The sequence below is a fragment of the Gilliamella sp. B3464 genome, from assembly GCF_026536145.1.
Lineage (GTDB): Bacteria > Pseudomonadota > Gammaproteobacteria > Enterobacterales > Orbaceae > Gilliamella.
Genome location: NZ_JAFNOQ010000001.1, coordinates 254949 through 272838, shown reverse-complemented (window position 1 = coordinate 272838; position 17890 = coordinate 254949). Strand labels below are relative to the sequence as shown.

At 35.0% G+C, this 17890-nt stretch carries 15 protein-coding genes; 6 read left to right on the top strand and 9 right to left on the bottom strand.

The window, feature by feature from the left end:
• Positions 1–21 precede the first annotated feature (21 nt).
• On the bottom strand, positions 22–2190 hold the full coding sequence (locus J3U57_RS01175; RefSeq protein WP_267343589.1) for a phage holin family protein: 2169 nt from the start codon (positions 2188–2190) through the stop codon (positions 22–24).
• A 198-nt stretch (positions 2191–2388) separates the two neighbouring features.
• On the opposite strand from J3U57_RS01175, the gene J3U57_RS01170 reads away from it, so the two are divergent.
• Entirely contained in the window at positions 2389–4314 is a 1926-nt protein-coding gene (locus J3U57_RS01170; protein WP_267343588.1) for an ABC transporter ATP-binding protein, read from the top strand.
• 15 nt (positions 4315–4329) lie between these two features.
• On the opposite strand, the gene J3U57_RS01165 is transcribed toward J3U57_RS01170, so the two are convergent.
• Both J3U57_RS01165 and tpx read right to left on the bottom strand, forming a co-directional pair.
• Positions 4330–5505: a sugar transporter gene (locus J3U57_RS01165; protein WP_267333262.1), complete on the bottom strand. Its 1176-nt coding sequence runs from the start codon at positions 5503–5505 to the stop codon at positions 4330–4332.
• A 143-nt stretch (positions 5506–5648) separates the two neighbouring features.
• On the bottom strand, positions 5649–6164 hold the full coding sequence (gene tpx, locus J3U57_RS01160) for a thiol peroxidase (protein WP_267333263.1): 516 nt from the start codon (positions 6162–6164) through the stop codon (positions 5649–5651).
• Positions 6165–6428: 264 nt separating this feature from the next.
• On the opposite strand from tpx, the gene J3U57_RS01155 reads away from it, so the two are divergent.
• Both J3U57_RS01155 and J3U57_RS01150 read left to right on the top strand, forming a co-directional pair.
• Positions 6429–6782 carry a DMT family protein gene (locus tag J3U57_RS01155; protein ID WP_267333264.1) on the top strand — a complete coding sequence of 118 codons (354 nt, stop codon included), beginning with the start codon at positions 6429–6431 and terminating at the stop codon, positions 6780–6782.
• A 233-nt stretch (positions 6783–7015) separates the two neighbouring features.
• A complete protein-coding gene (locus tag J3U57_RS01150) occupies positions 7016–7762 on the top strand; it encodes an acid phosphatase (protein ID WP_267343587.1) in 747 nt (248 codons plus the stop codon).
• An 88-nt stretch (positions 7763–7850) separates the two neighbouring features.
• On the opposite strand, the gene apbC is transcribed toward J3U57_RS01150, so the two are convergent.
• A complete protein-coding gene (gene apbC, locus J3U57_RS01145) occupies positions 7851–8918 on the bottom strand; it encodes an iron-sulfur cluster carrier protein ApbC (protein ID WP_267333266.1) in 1068 nt (355 codons plus the stop codon).
• 257 nt (positions 8919–9175) lie between these two features.
• Here apbC and metG point away from each other — a divergent pair, with 257 nt between their 5' ends.
• Entirely contained in the window at positions 9176–11203 is a 2028-nt protein-coding gene (gene metG / locus J3U57_RS01140; protein ID WP_267343586.1) for a methionine--tRNA ligase, read from the top strand.
• Positions 11204–11309: 106 nt separating this feature from the next.
• On the opposite strand, the gene J3U57_RS01135 is transcribed toward metG, so the two are convergent.
• Positions 11310–11978 carry a YcdB/YcdC domain-containing protein gene (locus J3U57_RS01135; protein ID WP_267343585.1) on the bottom strand — a complete coding sequence of 223 codons (669 nt, stop codon included), beginning with the start codon at positions 11976–11978 and terminating at the stop codon, positions 11310–11312.
• A 3-nt stretch (positions 11979–11981) separates the two neighbouring features.
• Positions 11982–13145, bottom strand: coding sequence for an MFS transporter (locus J3U57_RS01130; protein WP_267343584.1), 1164 nt, complete (start codon positions 13143–13145; stop codon positions 11982–11984).
• Between the two features lie 147 nt (positions 13146–13292).
• On the opposite strand from J3U57_RS01130, the gene J3U57_RS01125 reads away from it, so the two are divergent.
• The gene (locus tag J3U57_RS01125) at positions 13293–13595 is read left to right on the top strand and encodes a MerR family transcriptional regulator (RefSeq protein WP_267333270.1); all 303 of its coding nucleotides are present in this window, start codon (positions 13293–13295) and stop codon (positions 13593–13595) included.
• A gap of 140 nt (positions 13596–13735) precedes the next feature.
• Here J3U57_RS01125 and J3U57_RS01120 read toward each other — a convergent pair whose 3' ends face one another.
• Both J3U57_RS01120 and J3U57_RS01115 read right to left on the bottom strand, forming a co-directional pair.
• Complete coding sequence (locus J3U57_RS01120; RefSeq protein WP_416379642.1) at positions 13736–14515, bottom strand: SDR family NAD(P)-dependent oxidoreductase; 780 nt, start codon at positions 14513–14515, stop codon at positions 13736–13738.
• A gap of 123 nt (positions 14516–14638) precedes the next feature.
• Positions 14639–15301, bottom strand: coding sequence for an NADPH-dependent F420 reductase (locus tag J3U57_RS01115; RefSeq protein WP_267333272.1), 663 nt, complete (start codon positions 15299–15301; stop codon positions 14639–14641).
• Positions 15302–15404: 103 nt separating this feature from the next.
• Between J3U57_RS01115 and J3U57_RS01110 the strand changes: the two genes are divergently transcribed.
• Positions 15405–16295, top strand: a complete 891-nt coding sequence (locus tag J3U57_RS01110; protein ID WP_267333273.1) for a LysR family transcriptional regulator — start codon at positions 15405–15407, stop codon at positions 16293–16295.
• 147 nt (positions 16296–16442) lie between these two features.
• Here the strand turns inward: J3U57_RS01110 and tolC are convergent, their stop codons facing one another.
• Complete coding sequence (gene tolC / locus J3U57_RS01105) at positions 16443–17789, bottom strand: outer membrane channel protein TolC (RefSeq protein ID WP_267343582.1); 1347 nt, start codon at positions 17787–17789, stop codon at positions 16443–16445.
• Positions 17790–17890: the final 101 nt, after the last annotated feature.

Here is a 17890-nt window from a genome sequence, read left to right as displayed (position 1 = left end):
AAATATATTTTATTCATGTTTTTATTTTTCTGAAGTTGTTGTGGTATTTTTTTGAACTGAAGACTTTTCCGGTTCTAAATATTGATTGAAATACCCTTTATACCAAAGCCATCCTCCACTTATAGCTATGCCAATTACAATGGCTAACCAAAACGCTATAGTTAATTTTTTATTTCTTCTTTTTAATGGATCGCGTAAATTTCGTTTAGCGTTTTCCGGTAGTTCTGCTTTGCTGGTAAGTAATCTTCCTAATAATAGATTGATTTTTACTTGCCCGTTAATTGCCCAGCCGGAAGCTTCAAGTAAAGGACCTAGTGTTCTACGCCTTAATTTTAACCAAGCTAAAACAACAGAAGGACCTGAAATAATTAAAAACAGACCGATAAAAACCAGTGGAAATTGCCACCAAGTAAGTGAAAAAATAGCTTGAAATAGTGTGGCTAGTGCAGTACCTATGGCACCAACAGCTAAGCCTATCGCAGCAAAAATTCCGACACTTTTACCAATATCAAATTTTGTTTCTGGCTGTTGGATGACTTTTTCACTGGATTTTTCGATATCAGCATCTTTGCTTGTTGCCCATTTGTTAATTTGTTCCGTAATTAAACGCCCTATACGTTGATAAGGTGCCCATATTGCTTGTTGAATACTAATCGGTTTAGTAATCATTTTAACTACATTGGCATCCCAGTCATTGCCATCGTTGTCGATAAATACACCATTACGCCCCTCTATTAATAGATCACCTTGGCCCGCTGTGATTGCTGCTGCAATAGTCTGTTTTTCGCCTAGTCTGGTACATTCACAATAAAGTAGACATAACTCGGAGTAATTGGCCATCGTTGAGTGTTTAGCTATATTTTCTACTGCAACACACAATGTGGCACAACGACCGTCAATATAAAGTTTTCCTAATTGAAATGCGGCTCTTTTTTCAAGTGAAAAGAAATCAGCAAATGAAGCAAAGTTAACTAATAAACGATAAAGGTGTTTTTGAAAAAGCACCAGTTTTTCTAACACTAATACATCTGATGCTGAAATTGGTGTTTTACTGTCTTGTTCAATCATTTTTTCAAATTCAAGCAATAAATCATCTATCGTCGTACCATTGAAAAGTTGATTTGGTATATCCTCTATACTTTCCGTTGGGTTGGTTGTGACATTTAATTTCACCATTTCCGGTTTAGAATTAATCAATGTAGCGTAACCTTCTAAACTATGTTGTATCGCTTTCCACTCTGATTGACTGAGTTGATTTGGATTAGTCAATGAAGTTGCAACTAATGTTTTAAATCGGCTAATTTTATCTTTCCAAAGCGGATTAAGACCATTGACTAAGTCAAGCGTAAGGCTGTTATCAATTTTAGATAAAGGTAATTGAGCGAGTGCTTCATTTGATAACAGTCCATTTTGATTTGGCACAATATACTTCTCATCAACATTGAGTGATGATTGTGCTTGGGGCGCATATTGCGCCAGTTCAACACGTAAAAAATAATCATCAATTTTAGGTTTAAGTAATTGGATTAATTTCCATATTTCTGCACTATTTGCACCAAAAGGTGTTTGGGTATTACTAATATCTGTTTGCCATTGTTGCCATATCTTGATATTGCTTGCAAAAGCCTTAGCGATGTCGAGCGTTATACCATCTTGCCCACTCATATCTTTTTCTGCACCAACAGTTTTAATGGCAAATTCAATAAAAGATTGCATTTGAGTTGGTAATTGAGCCGATGCAGGAAAAATTAAATCGCCATTATAGAGTTTACTTGCATTTATTTTAAACGATTGTTGTACATCATCTTGAGTCAAAGACTCTGCTTGATTTTTGCCTAGATTGGCTAAGATACTACGAGCGGTTATTAATAATTTTTTACCTTGTTCGGTCGATGTGTTGATCTCTGATAAAGGTAAGGTTGGGCGGCTTGTTAAAATATTATCAAAAGATACTAGTTTGTCTTTTATCCAATTAATTGCATTTAGAATGTCAGGAATACGAATTCGCCCATCTTTATCATCATCTAATAAAGCAAGCGTTCTTTCGTCAAAATCTAACCCTGTTGTTGGGCAACTTAATGCCACCCATAATTTGGGATCTAATTGTGGTAAATCAATAATATCGTCAGCACTTTTAAAAACGACTTGATCTAATCCACCCACACGTTGAAATGTCCACATATGGCTCATCATAACCTCCATAATGAAATATCATTGATAGTGATAAATAGTAAAAATATCGCAGTATTTATTTTTTAAAAGAAGAGCATTGAATGCTCACCATAGTGAAGCCTTTAACTACAACTTTGAAAATTGAATTTAGTTGCCTATTACAACTTTGTGATAGAATAACGCTTTATTATTTAATATCCAAATAAAACCAAAAATATGTCATTAATTAACCTTACAAATGCTTATCTTTCATTTAGTGATGCGCCCCTGCTTGATCATATTGATCTGTCGATTGAAGCAAATGAACGAGTTTGTCTTGTTGGACGTAATGGGGCAGGTAAATCGACGTTACTTAAAGTCCTTAATAAAGAAGTGCCTTTAGATGAAGGGCAAATTATTTATGAAAATAATGTTATTGTTTCACGCCTTCAACAAGATCCTCCTCGAGATATTCAAGGTAATGTATTTGATTTTGTGGCAGAAGGATTAAAAGATCAGGCGCAATTATTACGAGATTATTATGATTTATCTCATCAAATTGAGCAAAATCCAACAGAAAGTAATTTAACTAAGTTGGCAAAAATTCAAGAGCAACTTGATCATCAAAATGGTTGGCAACTTGATAATCGTATTCGTAATGTGATTTCATCACTTTCTTTAGATGGTGATGCATTATTGTCATCATTGTCGGGCGGATGGTTACGTAAAGCCGCTTTAGCCAAAGCGTTAGTTTGTCAACCAACGGTTTTATTACTTGATGAGCCTACCAATCATTTGGATATTGAAACGATTAAATGGTTAGAAGAGTTTTTAAAAAGTTTTAATGGCAGTATTGTTTTTATTTCTCATGACCGATCTTTTATTCGACAAATGGCGACGCGTATTATTGATTTGGATCGCGGTAAGGTTGCATCATGGGGTTGTGATTATGATAGTTATTTAATTGGCAAAGAAGAAGCATTACGCGTTGAAGAACTACAAAATGCCGAATTTGATAAAAAATTAGCTCAAGAAGAGGTTTGGATTCGTCAAGGCATTAAAGCACGTCGCACACGTAACGAAGGTAGAGTACGCGCCTTAAAAGCAATGCGGCAAGAGCATCGGGAGCGCCGTCAAGTGATGGGCAGTGCTAAGATGCAAATCGAAGAAGCATTAAGATCAGGTAAAATTGTTTTTGAACTTGATAATGTCAGTTATCAAATTGAAAATAAACAATTAATCAACGATTTTACCGTGCAAGTCTTAAGAGGTGATAAGATCGCGTTAATTGGACCTAATGGAGTGGGTAAAACGACATTACTTAAATTAATGTTAGGTGATTTAGTCCCAACATCCGGTCATGTTCATTGTGGAACCAAGTTAGAAGTTGCGTACTTTGACCAGTATCGATTAGAACTCGATCCCGAAAAAACCGTAATGGATAATCTTGCTGAAGGTAAGCAAGAAGTGATGGTAAATGGGCGCTCAAGGCATGTTTTAGGTTATTTACAGGATTTTCTATTTCCACCCAAACGAGCACGTACACCAGTAAGAGCATTATCCGGTGGTGAGCGTAATCGTCTGTTATTAGCAAAACTCTTTTTAAAACCAAGTAATTTATTAGTACTTGATGAACCAACCAATGATCTTGATATTGAGACGTTAGAATTATTAGAAGAACTTGTTAATGATTATCAAGGAACGGTTTTACTTGTTAGTCACGATAGGCAATTTGTGGATAATGTTGTCACACAATGCTGGTTTTTCGAAGATCATGGTCATATTGGTATTTATGCAGGTGGTTACAGTGATGCTTTACAACAACAGCAACAAGCCAATCCCGTTAAAGCACAAATAACCCTTAATCAGTCGAGTAAATCAACTAACAACGAAGCTAATATAGTTGTTGATAATAAAGATCAAACCACTAAAAAGAGAGTCAAACTGAGTTATAATGAGCAACGTGAATTGACCCAATTACCAATTAAGATTGAGCAACTCGAGGTGGCTATTAGTGATTTACAAACACAAATAGGTCATAGTGACTTTTTTAACCAACCTCATGACGTTACCAGCAAAATATTACAAGATTTGGCCGATAAAGAAGCTGAGTTAGAAACTGTATTTACACGCTGGGAACAACTTGAATCGTTAAGCCAATAAGCGCTTGTTTAGCGCTTATTTTGCTAATAACCAAATTCGTTTGGATAATAAGAAGAATAAAAGTAATGCAAGAACAACAAAAATTGAACCAATAAAGCCAATGTAATGGGTTGAGAGTACGACTAAAACTTGGCTACCGACAAAAGCACCGCCACCAATTCCGATATTGTAAATACCTGAATAGACCGAGGTGGCAATATCTGCGGCATCAGGCGCAGCGTCAATCACTTTGCTTTGCATTACCATACCAATAATAGTTATCGAAAGCCCCCATAACATACTTTGCATAATGGCAGTATAAAGGCTTAAAGCACAAACATATAAAGACAATAAACAAATTATTAGCCCTATCATGGGTAAGACGAGAATCGCAATAGGGTATTTGTCAGCATAGCGAGCAAAAAGTATGCTACCTATCATGCCTGAAAATCCAACAGCTAATAATATAATGACAATAACATGTTGACTAAAACCGCCCACTTTCATCATAAATGGTGTGATATACGTGTAAGCAGTAAAATGACCGGTGATAATTATCGCCGTCAATAAATAGATATTCAAAAGAACAGGGCGTTTTAACACTTTTGGAATGTCTTTAAGTGAAATAACATTTAAGCTCGGCACTTGAGGCAATAAGTAGAGTAATAACACCATAATTGAAAATGCAATGATACTGATGCATAAAAAGGTTGCTCGCCAGCCCACGAGTTGTCCTATCATTGTACCAATTGGAATACCTAAAACGGTAGCCATTGATGTACCTACAACAATAAAACTCATTGCCTGTGCCCGTTTGCCATTTGGCGCTAATCGAACTGCTAATGGCGTAGTGATAGCCCAAAAAACGGCATGCGCACAAGCAATACCAATTCTCGCCACCATTAAACTATAAAAATTCCAAGCAAAACCCGCTAAAATGTGACTACAAATAAACAAACAAAAAAGTCCTGCTAATAATTTTCGTCTTTCCATTTTTGAGGTTAATACCGTCAATGGCAAAGACAATAACGATACCGCCCAAGCATAAATGGTTAATAAAAGCCCGGCATGAGCAACATCCATCGAAAAACTTTCAGCAATGTTGGGTAGTAATCCAACGGGAACAAATTCAGTGGTGTTGAAAATGAATCCAGCAAAAGCCAGACAAAGTATCGACGACCAAATTCGAGACCGTTTATTGGCATTATTCATGATATAACTTTATTGAAGGGATAAATTGATTTTCAATAATTATAACTGAATATTGTTAGTTATTAAACGGATAGGTAGCATAAATCTTGCTTTGCTATGCCATCTATAATCTTTAGATGACATAGCTTTCATAATGGGTAAAATTAGTTTGTTAACGCTGTGACTGCGGCTAACACTTTATCGTAATTAGGTTCGTCCGACGTTTCTTTAACATATTCAACATAAGCGATTTTATCATGTTTATCAACGACAAACACAGCTCTTGTAAGTAATCGTTTTTCTTCAATAACAACACCATATTTTAAACCAAAATCCAGATCTTTGTGATCTGATGTCACTTTTACTGCATCAATTCCTTCGGCCGCGCAGTATCGATTTAATGCAAATGGCAGATCGACACTGACAGAGAATATTACGACATCTTTTAATTTTGCAGCTTCAACATTAAAACGGTGAACTTGCGCACTGCACACAGAAGTATCAATTGATGGCACTGAATTAATTATTCTAACCTTGCCTTTAAAATCGGATAATTTTATCGGCTCCATTTTACTATTTTCAACAGTAAAATCTGGTGCTGTATCACCAATTGTTATTTTTGGTCCTAGCAAAGTAACAGGCGTTCCTTTCATCGTGACTTCATTAACTCGTTTTTGCATAGCTGTCTCCTAATTTTTAGTGTCACATTAACTTAATAGTGGTAGAAATAAGATGGAAAGGTGAGGATAGAAAAACTCTCTTTACTATAAAGCTAGATTAAAAAATCATCAATAGTATGACAAGGTGAATAATGATGATTTACCCAATTAATAAAATTGCTAAAAACATTGCGATGTAAACGCAATGGTTATTTATCCATTTTGCAGCTTTATTAGGTGTAGGTATATAATGTTATTTCCCTTTCTACTACTTTATTGATTATTATGAGCCAACTTCTTATCACTGTGTGTTTACTTACTTTTAGTAATATTTTTATGACTTTTGCTTGGTATGGACATTTACGTTTTTTACATAATCAAGCTTGGATAGTTGCTGTTTTTATAAGTTGGGGTATTGCATTATTTGAATATTTATTACAAGTCCCTGCTAATCGAATTGGTTTTCAAGTCGCGACAGCGGGTCAGTTAAAAATTATTCAAGAAGTGATTAGTTTGTCTGTGTTTATTCCATTTTCAATTTACATTTTAAAAGAACCATTCAAAACGGATTATATTTGGGCCGGTTTATGTTTGCTTGGCGCTGTATTTTTTATGTTTCGAGATAAGATCTTGGCTTAATAGACTTTCACAACCTGAATCAATATGTGACACTTATCACATAATAAAAATCCGACTGTTTATTCCTAAAATAATTCAATTTAAGATTGGCTGACTGCGAAGTGGTCAATCTGATTAAATAGCGTTTTAACAACGTATTATCGAAATTTTTTATTACTTGAAGAAACTAACAAGGCAATTTGTTTCATAGACTATATTGATAGTGTAATGCCAAGTTTAGTAAGGAGATGTATATGAAACAACTTTTTGTCAAAAGTATTATTATTGGTTGTTTATTTTGTGCAAATACTTTTGCGGCAGGCGTTAAAGATGTCACTACCGATCCGCAAGATTTTTATCTTAAAGAAGATCAAGCACCTGATAGTCTATTATTGCTACCGCCTCCACCATCTTATAATAGTATTGATTTTTTGAGAGATAAAGCTCAATATGATTGGGGAAAATCTATGCGTAATACCGAGCGCGGTCATCAAGCCTATTTAGATGCCGATTCCAGTAAAGATAATGTTACTAAGCAGTTTTCGCCATCTTTTGGTCACGAAATATCAATCACAACAACTCCTGAGATTTATAAACTAATTACCACAATGAAAGAAGATGCGGGGGATCTCGCCACACGTTCAGCGAAAAACCATTATAACCGAGTCAGGCCCTTCTCTTTTTTTAACGAACCAACTTGTCGCCCTGAAGACGAAAAAACTTTATCCACTAATGGTTCATATCCGTCAGGTCACACCACAATGGGGTTTGCTATTTCGCTAGTGTTGGCTGAGATAAATCCTGAGCGTCAAAATGAAATTTTAAAACGTGGTTATGAGATTGGTGAAAGTCGGGTAATTTGTGGCTATCACTGGCAGAGTGATGTGGATGCCGCTAAAGTGATGGCAGCAGCAGTTGTCGCGCAATTACATACTAATCCTGCATTTAATCAGCAATTAGCTAAAGCTAAAACAGAATTTAGTCATTTAAAAAAACATTGATCTAAAATTTAACTTAGCGTTATTAAGTTGTGATGAATAATTCGCAATGAAATTGGCTTTTAATTATAAAAAGCCAATTAATTAACCCTTATACTGCTTTAAATGATATATCTGGCAAAATAGTTTCACCTTGCCAATAAAGTTCACTGGCAATTAAGCTGGCTATTTGACAATAAAGTTGTGTAAAGTCACTTTCAGGGTGACTAATTACAGTTGGTTTGCCAGAATCGAGATCTTGTCTTAACATTTTATGTAGGGGGATTTGGCCCAATAATTTAGTGTGATATTGCTCGGCTAAATGTTTAGCGCCACCTTCTCCAAAAATAGCTTCATGATGACCACAATTTTCACAGATGTGATAACTCATATTTTCAACAATTCCCAGCGTTGGAATGTTGACTTTATTGAACATGGTAATGCCTTTTTTAGCGTCAATTAAAGCAATATCTTGTGGCGTTGTAACAATAACCGCGGCTGTCACAGGAATACTTTGTGCAAGAGTTAATTGTATATCGCCAGTGCCTGGCGGCATATCGATAACTAAATAATCGAGTTCGGGCCAAAGTGTATCTTGTAAAATTTGTAGCAATGCTTTACTTGCCATTGGTCCTCGCCATACCATAGCACCATCAGCATCAACTAAATAACCAATAGAGTTACTCGCTAATCCATATGCCATAATAGGGCTCATATGTTTATTATCAGGGGTTAATGGTTGTTGTTTTTCTGTGCCTAACATTGTTGGAATAGAAGGACCATAGATATCAGCATCTAAAATGCCAACTTTAGCTCCTTGTGCTTGTAACGCAAGGGCAAGATTAATTGCTGTTGACGATTTACCAACTCCGCCTTTTCCTGAGCTAACAGCAATAATGTTTTTAATATTTTTAACTGCATGTTGGCTATTGGCACGTTTTAAAGTGGCTATGTTATAGTCAAGCTGCCAATTCACATGGTTAACATTATCTAACTTAAGTAACTCAGGCGTTAACTTAGCTTTTAACTCTTCAAAAGCAAGTCCCCAAGCAAATGGCATGGTTAAATGAATTGAAAGTGACTCATCAACATATTCACACCGCTTAACCGCACCAAGTGCAACTAAATTTTTTTGTAAAGTAGGATGGGTAAATGTTTCAAGAATCTGTTTTGCTTCCATGTTTTTTGACCTTAAATTTTGTGTACCAGATTTCTACTTATATTGTTTTAAATTATTAGTATTTCAAGTACGATGACAAACAGTTATCTAATCGATAAATTAAGTATTGCCATTTTATATGATTAATTATGCCTATTACACTTTGAATTCATGTTGAATTTGAGAGAAATGTTATTAAATTATGGCATAAATCTAGCGATAATCCCACGATTGATGTACTATTTCCGCCATTATGTAATAAAAGGTAATTAATCGACATGACAACAAAACGCAAAATATTGGTGACTTGTGCGCTTCCTTACGCAAATGGTTCAATTCACTTAGGGCATATGCTTGAGCATATTCAAGCTGATGTTTGGGTACGTTATCAACGTATGCGTGGTAATGAGATCTATTTTATTTGTGCTGACGATGCGCATGGTACGCCAATCATGCTTAAAGCTCAGCAATTAGGTATGACACCAGAGCAAATGATTGCAGACGTTAACATCGAGCACCAACGAGATTTTGCTGGTTTTAATATTAGTTACGATAATTACCACTCAACGCATAGTCCTGAAAATCGTGAAATATCAGAGCAAATTTATAAAAAGCTAAAAGCTAATGGCTATATTAAAACTAAAGTTATTTCACAATTATTCGATCCCGAAAAACAGATGTTTTTACCTGATCGTTTTGTGAAAGGGACTTGCCCTCGTTGTAAATCACCAGACCAATATGGCGATAATTGTGAAGTTTGTGGTGCAACCTATAATCCGATTGATTTAATCAATCCGCAATCGGTGGTATCTGGTGCAACGCCGATTATGAAAGATTCTGAGCACTTCTTTTTTGACTTGCCTGCGTTTTCCGATATGTTACAAGCGTGGATTCGTTCAGGCACACTACAAGATCAAGTGGCTAATAAAATGCAGGAGTGGTTTGAAGCAGGATTACAACCATGGGACATTAGCCGTGATGCGCCTTATTTTGGCTTTGAAATTCCAGACGCACCAGGTAAATATTTTTATGTTTGGTTAGATGCGCCAATCGGTTATATGGGCTCTTTCCTCAATTACTGCAATAAACATAATAAACCGATTTTTGATGAGTTTTGGAACAAAGACTCAACAACTGAACTTTACCATTTTATCGGTAAAGATATTGTTTACTTCCATAGCTTGTTTTGGCCGGCAATGTTAGATGGTAGCGAACATCGTAAACCTTCCAATATTTTTGTGCATGGTTATGTGACAGTCGATGGGGCTAAAATGTCAAAATCACGCGGTACCTTTATCCAAGCAAGTACCTATTTAAAACATTTAGATCCTGACTGTTTGCGTTACTATTATGCCGCGAAATTATCACCACATATTGATGATATCGATTTAAACTTAGAAGATTTTGTTCAACGTGTAAATAGTGATTTAGTTAACAAAGTGGTGAATATTGCCTCGCGTTCGGCAGGCTTTATTAGTAAACGGTTTGACGGTAAATTATCTGATAATCTTGCTGAACCCGAGCTTTATGCGTTATTTGTCGAAAAATCAATCGTGATTGCTGACTACTTTGAACAACGTGAATCAGGGAAAGCAATACGTGAAATCATGGCACTGGCTGATGAAGCCAATCGCTATATTGATGAAAAAGCGCCATGGGTAGTGGCTAAACAAGAGGGGCAGGAGCAAACTCTACAAGATATTTGCTCAATGGGTATTCATCTATTCCGTATTTTGATGACTTATTTAAAACCAATCGTGCCGTCATTAGCACAGCGCACCGAAGAATTTTTAGGTAGCCAATTAGCGTGGGATTCGATTAATCAACCTTTAATTGGACACACTATTAACCGATTTAAAGCCCTATTTAACCGTATCGATATGGATAAAATTACTGCTATGATTGACGAAACAAAACAACAAGCTGCATTAGCGACACCAGCTAAAGAAAACGTCGCCGAACCTATTGCTGACACGATCAATTTTGATGATTTTGCCAAAGTGGATATGCGCGTTGCCTTAATTAAAAATGCAACTGTTGTTGACGGCTCTGATAAGTTATTGCAGTTAACACTTGATATTGGTGACGAAACTCGCAACGTATTTTCGGGCATTAAACAGTTCTATCCAGATCCAGCGGTTTTAGTTGGTAGATTAACCATTATGATCGCCAACTTGGCTCCACGTAAGATGCGCTTTGGTATTTCAGAAGGGATGGTACTATGTGCAAGTGGTAAAGACGATAGCGAAGGTGTTTACTTATTATCGCCAGATAGCGGAGCAAAACCGGGTATGCGAATTTCGTAACTGTTTATATTATTCACATCTTAACAAGTTAAACATTAAAGCTTGTTAAGATGTTTTTAAGTAGATATTTAAATGAAATTGCACCTCACTACGATGGTTAGTTGAATTATAAATTTTTACTTAACCAACTATCGTGCAACCATTTTTGTGTTTGGCGACCAGCACGAATAAAGTCCCATTCAACATCCCTTTCAAAAACCATTACTGTTTCGTCTGGTGCAATAATTGTCCAAAAGTAAAGACCGGTATTTAAATCACGGCATTTTACCTTCATACCTGTCAACGTTACTTTTTTTCCGTCAACAATGATTTGTTCATCATGCGTATCTATCCAATTATTGTTAAAGTTGTTTAATAAATCGGGTGCATAAGTTTCTAGAAATTTAAGTGTAATGGATAAGGCTTTATCTTTATCAACTTGCGCTTTAGATGATTGATATTTCGGCAATAATCTAACAAATCCTTCTAATTTCCCGGTATTATTATCCAATAAAAATGAGATATGCTGGTTATGAAGTTGCATGGTTTCTTGCGGTTCAAAACGATATAGTGTCACTGGTTGTTGATTGTGCATTACTTCAATAGTTAAAACTAACTTAAAATTAAGTTCATTATTATCTAATAGTTGTTGTAAATTGGGTGCAGCTTGGGTACTGATGTTTGTTAACTCTATTGAGGCCATCGTATTTTCCTTTGTTTGGTGCAATTGTTGAGCATAGCATGTTGAATAACAAAAACTTAATATTAGTGTCAGTTTGATTAATCGTTCTATCATAAATCAATTCCTTATGATGAGGGTTAAATTGATGATGAGTTGGATTGCGCAGAGTAAAAGTAAAAGAGAAAGCGCGGTTATTAGTACAAAAGGGTTAATTAAAGACGGTAAAAATGCTCCAAGACTTACACCAATAAACAAAATACAAGTATATAGTGATGTTGCAATACCTCTATCTTTGATCTCTGATTGTGTTGCTACATATACAATCATAGAAGGAATAGCATAGGCAAGACCAATGATGAATATGAAATGAGAGAGATAGAGGATAATTAATGTGTTAATTTGATCATTTATAAAAAATGCCTGTATCAATAATGTTAATGCCATTAAGCAAAGCGCTATTGCTAGCACATATGCGGGTTTGATCACTTTAAATAGATAACTTGCGGTTAAACTAAATAACATAGCAACAATGCCAATGCTTCTTAAAGTTGGAATATGGCTGATAAGCGAGCTACGATATAATACGGAATAAAGTGCAACAAAACCGAGTAAAACGAATAATGAGCAGAGATATACTGGAAACAATTTTTTATTGATCAGTATAGTTGGTAACTTAGACAATATTTTAATAAGCGTTGTACTTGGTACGGCCAGATTATTTTTTTCGCTTTTTAAGTGATAGACGTAAAAAATAGTGGCACCACTCGCATAAATACCGCCTAAAAACCACATTGCATAAAGCAGTGAGTTTGAAATCAATAACGACCCTAACCATTGCCCAATTGTTGCTGCAAGTAAAAATGCACAACTAATTATTGATATCGCTTTAGATTTTGAGCTGTCAGGTAGGTTAATCGAAATCCACGCTAAAGCAACAGGCGGAAACGAGGCGGCGCAAAATCCCTGAGCTGAACGAGCAAGCAGTAGTAAATAGTAGTTTGCTAGCAGTGGTAATATAAAACTAACGCAGGCAAGTAATAGCAGACCAATGATTAAAGTGAGATCCTTGCCGATTTTGTCTGATAAACTTCCCCAGACAATCAGTCCGATAGCGTAGAAAATGCCAAAAAAGGTGGTTAATAATCCAATATTATCGGTACTTGCGTGAGTCACAAAAAGTAGTAGATTGGTTGAGACAGGCATTAATATATAAAGTTGACTCACAACGGCCAGTGCAATAAGTGGAATGTAAAAGGTACCTATAATTAATTTATATTTCATGTTAAGCTCTAAATATTCAATAATTGTAGTTAAAGTGCAATTATTGAATTATAGAGTCATTTTTATCTTAAATACAACATTATTTGTTGTTTAAAGATATTGTGCCTTATAATAAGTGCTTATTTTGATTATAAACAGGTTTTCGACATGGGTGATAATTCACTAAAAAATACGTATGATGACTTTTTATCAACAGTGATTGTTGGTATTGGGGAAGTTTCTGAAATGACTAAAATTCCAGTGAGAAAATTACGTTATTGGGAAGAAAAAGGCATCATCAAAACAGTTGACCCACAATCTAAATCTCGTCAATTTGATTTAGCCAATATTAAAAAGATAATTCTTATTCAAGAATTGATTGATGATGGATATTCATTAGATGGCGCAGCGAAGAAAGTAGAAGAAAGGTTTGCTAAAATTGGCTCATTGATGAGTTTAATTCAGATGTAACAATAGGTTTTTTTAGACACTAGCTGTTAAGCTACCATTTATTTAAATTAGGTTTAAAAAAACTCAAAACGATAACAATGTTATGGTTTTGAGTTAGTTTTTATTCAAATATCATTCAATAGTAATATGGCATCATCTTACTATTTTTGATTTTCAGCTGGATTGCCTGAATAGGGGAATAGGCCATCTTTAAGTGAGAATGAAAAGTCTTTAGTGCTAATTTCACCAACGACTTTATCACTATCGTATAACGCTAACAAAAATTGTGCCATTTGTTCGGCTGAATGATATTTAGCAAAGCTTTTATTGTAGTCATAATCGGTGACATTGTTAGCTTTTTGTCCAAACTCTGTTTTGGTTGCCGCAGGTGCAAGGACTTTAGCTTGTAATGGCGCTTTAGCTTGTTTTAATTCGTGAGCTAAACCTTCAGTGAATGCACTAACATAAAATTTAGTTGCACAGTATGTGACCGCATTTGGTACTATTGTGTATCCGCCTCTTGATGAAAGATTAATTATTTGAGTATTCGCTTGATCTTGATATTTACGCACATACAGCGTTGATAGAATTGTTAATGCTTCTATATTTAAATGTAGCATTGATTCTATTTTATTTAAGTCCTGCTCTTTAACACTTCCATAATTGCCAAAACCTGCATTGTTAATCCAAGTCTCGATAAAATATTGATCAAGATCTTGAAAAAGTGAATGTACATTACTGGCTACTGATAAATCACATAATTTTATAATGACATCGACCGCTGGGTTGATCTCTGCAATTTTGTGTTTAAGATCAATTAATTGTTCTTCCCTTCTTGCAATAAGAATAAGGGATTTGTTGCGTTTAGCAAATTCAAGTGCTGTTGCATAACCTATACCAGAGCTCGCACCTGTTATAGCTGTGTATCTTTTATCTGTCATATTCATATTTTATTTCCATAAAAACGATTATTAAATTTAATTTGTCTAGTAATTAAATAAAACGGCTAATTGTCATTTTTTTAATATTAAAGCATTAGAGATAATTGAATTGTATTTCTTAATTTAAGATTTCCATGAATTATGTGGTAATTCATCTTCTTTGGTCGCTTTTGCTAAAGCTTCTTTTAATTGTTCACGATTAAGTGAAATGCAATAAGCTGGTTTAGCTCGTTCAAATCGCCAGCTTTCTGATAAATTGCCAACATCAATATAATCATAGCCAATTTGGTCAAGTAACTGACAAACTATCTGTTTGCTCGGCATATCATTACCAGCGACAGGCAGCGCTCTTCTGTTAACTTTATCATTTGGTTTCGCATCTTTAACGATATCTTTTGCAAGAATAGCATTGAATGCTTTGACTACTTTCGATTGATTAAGGTGTTGAGCGACAAGTTCGCTGGTTGTTATTTGATGATTATCCAATAACTCAAAATGACCATCCCTGTCAGGATAGTAGTTCATGGTATCAATAATAATTTTGTTACTTAGTAAATCTGTTGGTAACTGTTTATAGTTAGCAAATGGTATTGCAGTTACGATGATATCACTAAATTCTATGGCTTCTTGTTGACTGCCGATTTGACAACCTATCGCGCTTGCCACGCTGTAAAGTGTGTTTTTTCCTCTTGAGTTACTTAGCATAACTTGATACCCAGATTCTATAAATAATTTTGCACAAGCTTGACCAATAAAGCCAGCGCCAATAATCGATATTTTTTTCATTTTGTATTTCCATTAAATAAATAAAGTTGTTGTATTATCTTTATAAAATAATAGATAATAAATACGATAATAATTGATTTATTAACAACTAGGAGTTGATAATTTGGATTTATTAAAGTGCATGGAAGCGTTTGTTGTGACAGTAAAAACAGGATCTTTTGTTGCTACATCTGTTTCATTAAATACTTCACCTCAAATGGTCACTAAATATATTTCTTATCTAGAAAAATACATTGGTTTAAAGCTACTTAATCGAACAACACGTTCACAGCATTTAACTGAATTTGGCAAACAATATTATGAGCGGTGTTTGTTTATCCTTGATGAAGTTAAAGCAACAAAAAATCTTGCCCAGCAATTTAGTGAAGAGCCTAATGGTCGATTAAGAATCAGTGCGCCAGTCAGCTTTGGTCATTTCAATTTAATTCCAGTTATTAGCTGTTTTATGAAGCGTTATCCCAAGGTAAATATTGATCTTCAATTAAGTGATCGTTATGTTGATTTGGTTCAGGATGATTTTGATGCGGTGTTTCGTATTGGGGTATTAGATGATTCAAGCCTAATTGCTCGTAAACTCAAATCTTTTCAACTTATTTTTGCTGCTGCACCAAGTTATTTGGCTAAATATGGAATACCATCAGTGCCCAATGATATAAAAAAACACCAATGTTTGATTTATCAATATGTTAATCCAACAAGAAAAGATCATCTTTGGTCTTTTAAAGTTAATGGTCAAGTGATTAATCTTCCTATATCCGGAATGTTACAAAGTAATGATACCTTCGCCTTAGCACAAGCCGCCATTCAAGGATTGGGAGTAACGATGTTACCTGAGTCAATGCTAAGTGAAGCAATTAAACAACAAAAATTATTACCCATTCTACAGGAGTATTTACCACCACCTAGAGAAGTTCATCTACTTTATACAGCGGATAAACGCCAGTTGTTGAAATTAAAGATGTTTATTGAATTTATAGTAGATAAGATGGCTTAGCTTATTTGATGCTGTTTACTGTAAGTATATTGGTCAATATGCCTGAGTGTAAGTGAGATAATATAATAACTAGCTAAAGTATCGATAACTAAAAAGGCGACTCAGTCGCCTTTTTAGTTAATAGTTTAAATCCATTTAAACTACTATTTATTTAATTGTTACTGTTGTGCTTAACTCTTTTCCTAACATATTGTTAAGGTAAACTAAGTCATCAGCAGTTAATGTTCCAACTGCATACTTCAGCTGTAATAAACTCGTTAAATAAGTATATTTAGCATCAGACAAGTTGCGCTTAGAGCTATATAGCTGAGTTGTGGCATTTAATACATCAACAATAGTACGTGTTCCAACTTGATATCCCGATGTGGTTGCTTCTAATGAACTTTCCGCAGAGACAACCGCTTGTTGGTAAGCTTTGATTGCACTGATAGATGACGAAATATTGTTGTAAGAAGAACGAACTTGATTAATCACGCTACGATTGGTGCTTTCAAGTTTTTCACTAAAACTGACAAAGTTGTGTTGCGCTTGTTCAACTTGAGACATGGTTGCACCGCCCGAGAATATTGGCATACTAACACTCACACCAACATAGTTACTGCCGGAATATTTAGTACCATTAGGGACATTAGGACTAGTCTGCTTACCATATCGATCAGTTTTATTTAAATTGGTCGATGCATCAACACTTGCTGTTGGCATATAACCAGATTGTGCTAACTTGATTTGATCGCGTGCGATATCTTGATTTAATTTCATTGTTAATAAATTCAGATTTGATGTTTCTGATTGTTTCAACAATGCGCCGATTTGGGTTGGCATTTCAGTTTTAAACGTCTTAGTATTAATACTTGCTAATTGGGAATAAAAACGACCGCTGACTTGCCGTAAATCTTCAATGGCGTTATTTAAATCATTTAATGCATTAACTTGTTGTGCAACGGTTAAATCATAATTAGCTTTGGCATTTTGTACATCTGTAATAGCCACTAAACCCACTTGATGTTGTTGCTGGGTTTGTTCTAATTGACGACCAATGGCTTTTTTCTGAGCTTCGATAAAGCTCAATGCATCAAGCGCTTTTAGCACATTAAAATAAGCAACTGAAGTATTTAAAATTAATGTTTGCCCTTGATATTGGTAAGTGATATCAGCAATACTCGCTTGTTTTTTTGTGATATCTAAATTTTTCCAATTAGAAAAATTGAATAGACTTTGCGATAAAGTGACTTGATATAAATTACCACTTTTAGATTTTTCACCGCTGTTATCTCGGCGCCCATGTGTTACACCATAAGAAGCACTTAACCCAACTTGTGGTAATAAACTTGCTCGAGAGCCTGAAATTGCTGAATAAGCTTTGTCTTTATCGGCTAATGAACTTCGTAGATCTGGGTTCGTTTCTTTGGCTTGTTCATATACCTGAACCAAATTTTCAGCAAAAACTGCTTGGCTTAATGTTAAGCCGATTAGAAAAGTTAGCGTTTTTTTCATCAATTATCTCTTTAAGAAACATTAAAATATAATAGTACGTTGATTTAAGTGATTTTAACAGATAATTAGCATATAGTAAGCATAGTTTATGTAACATTCGC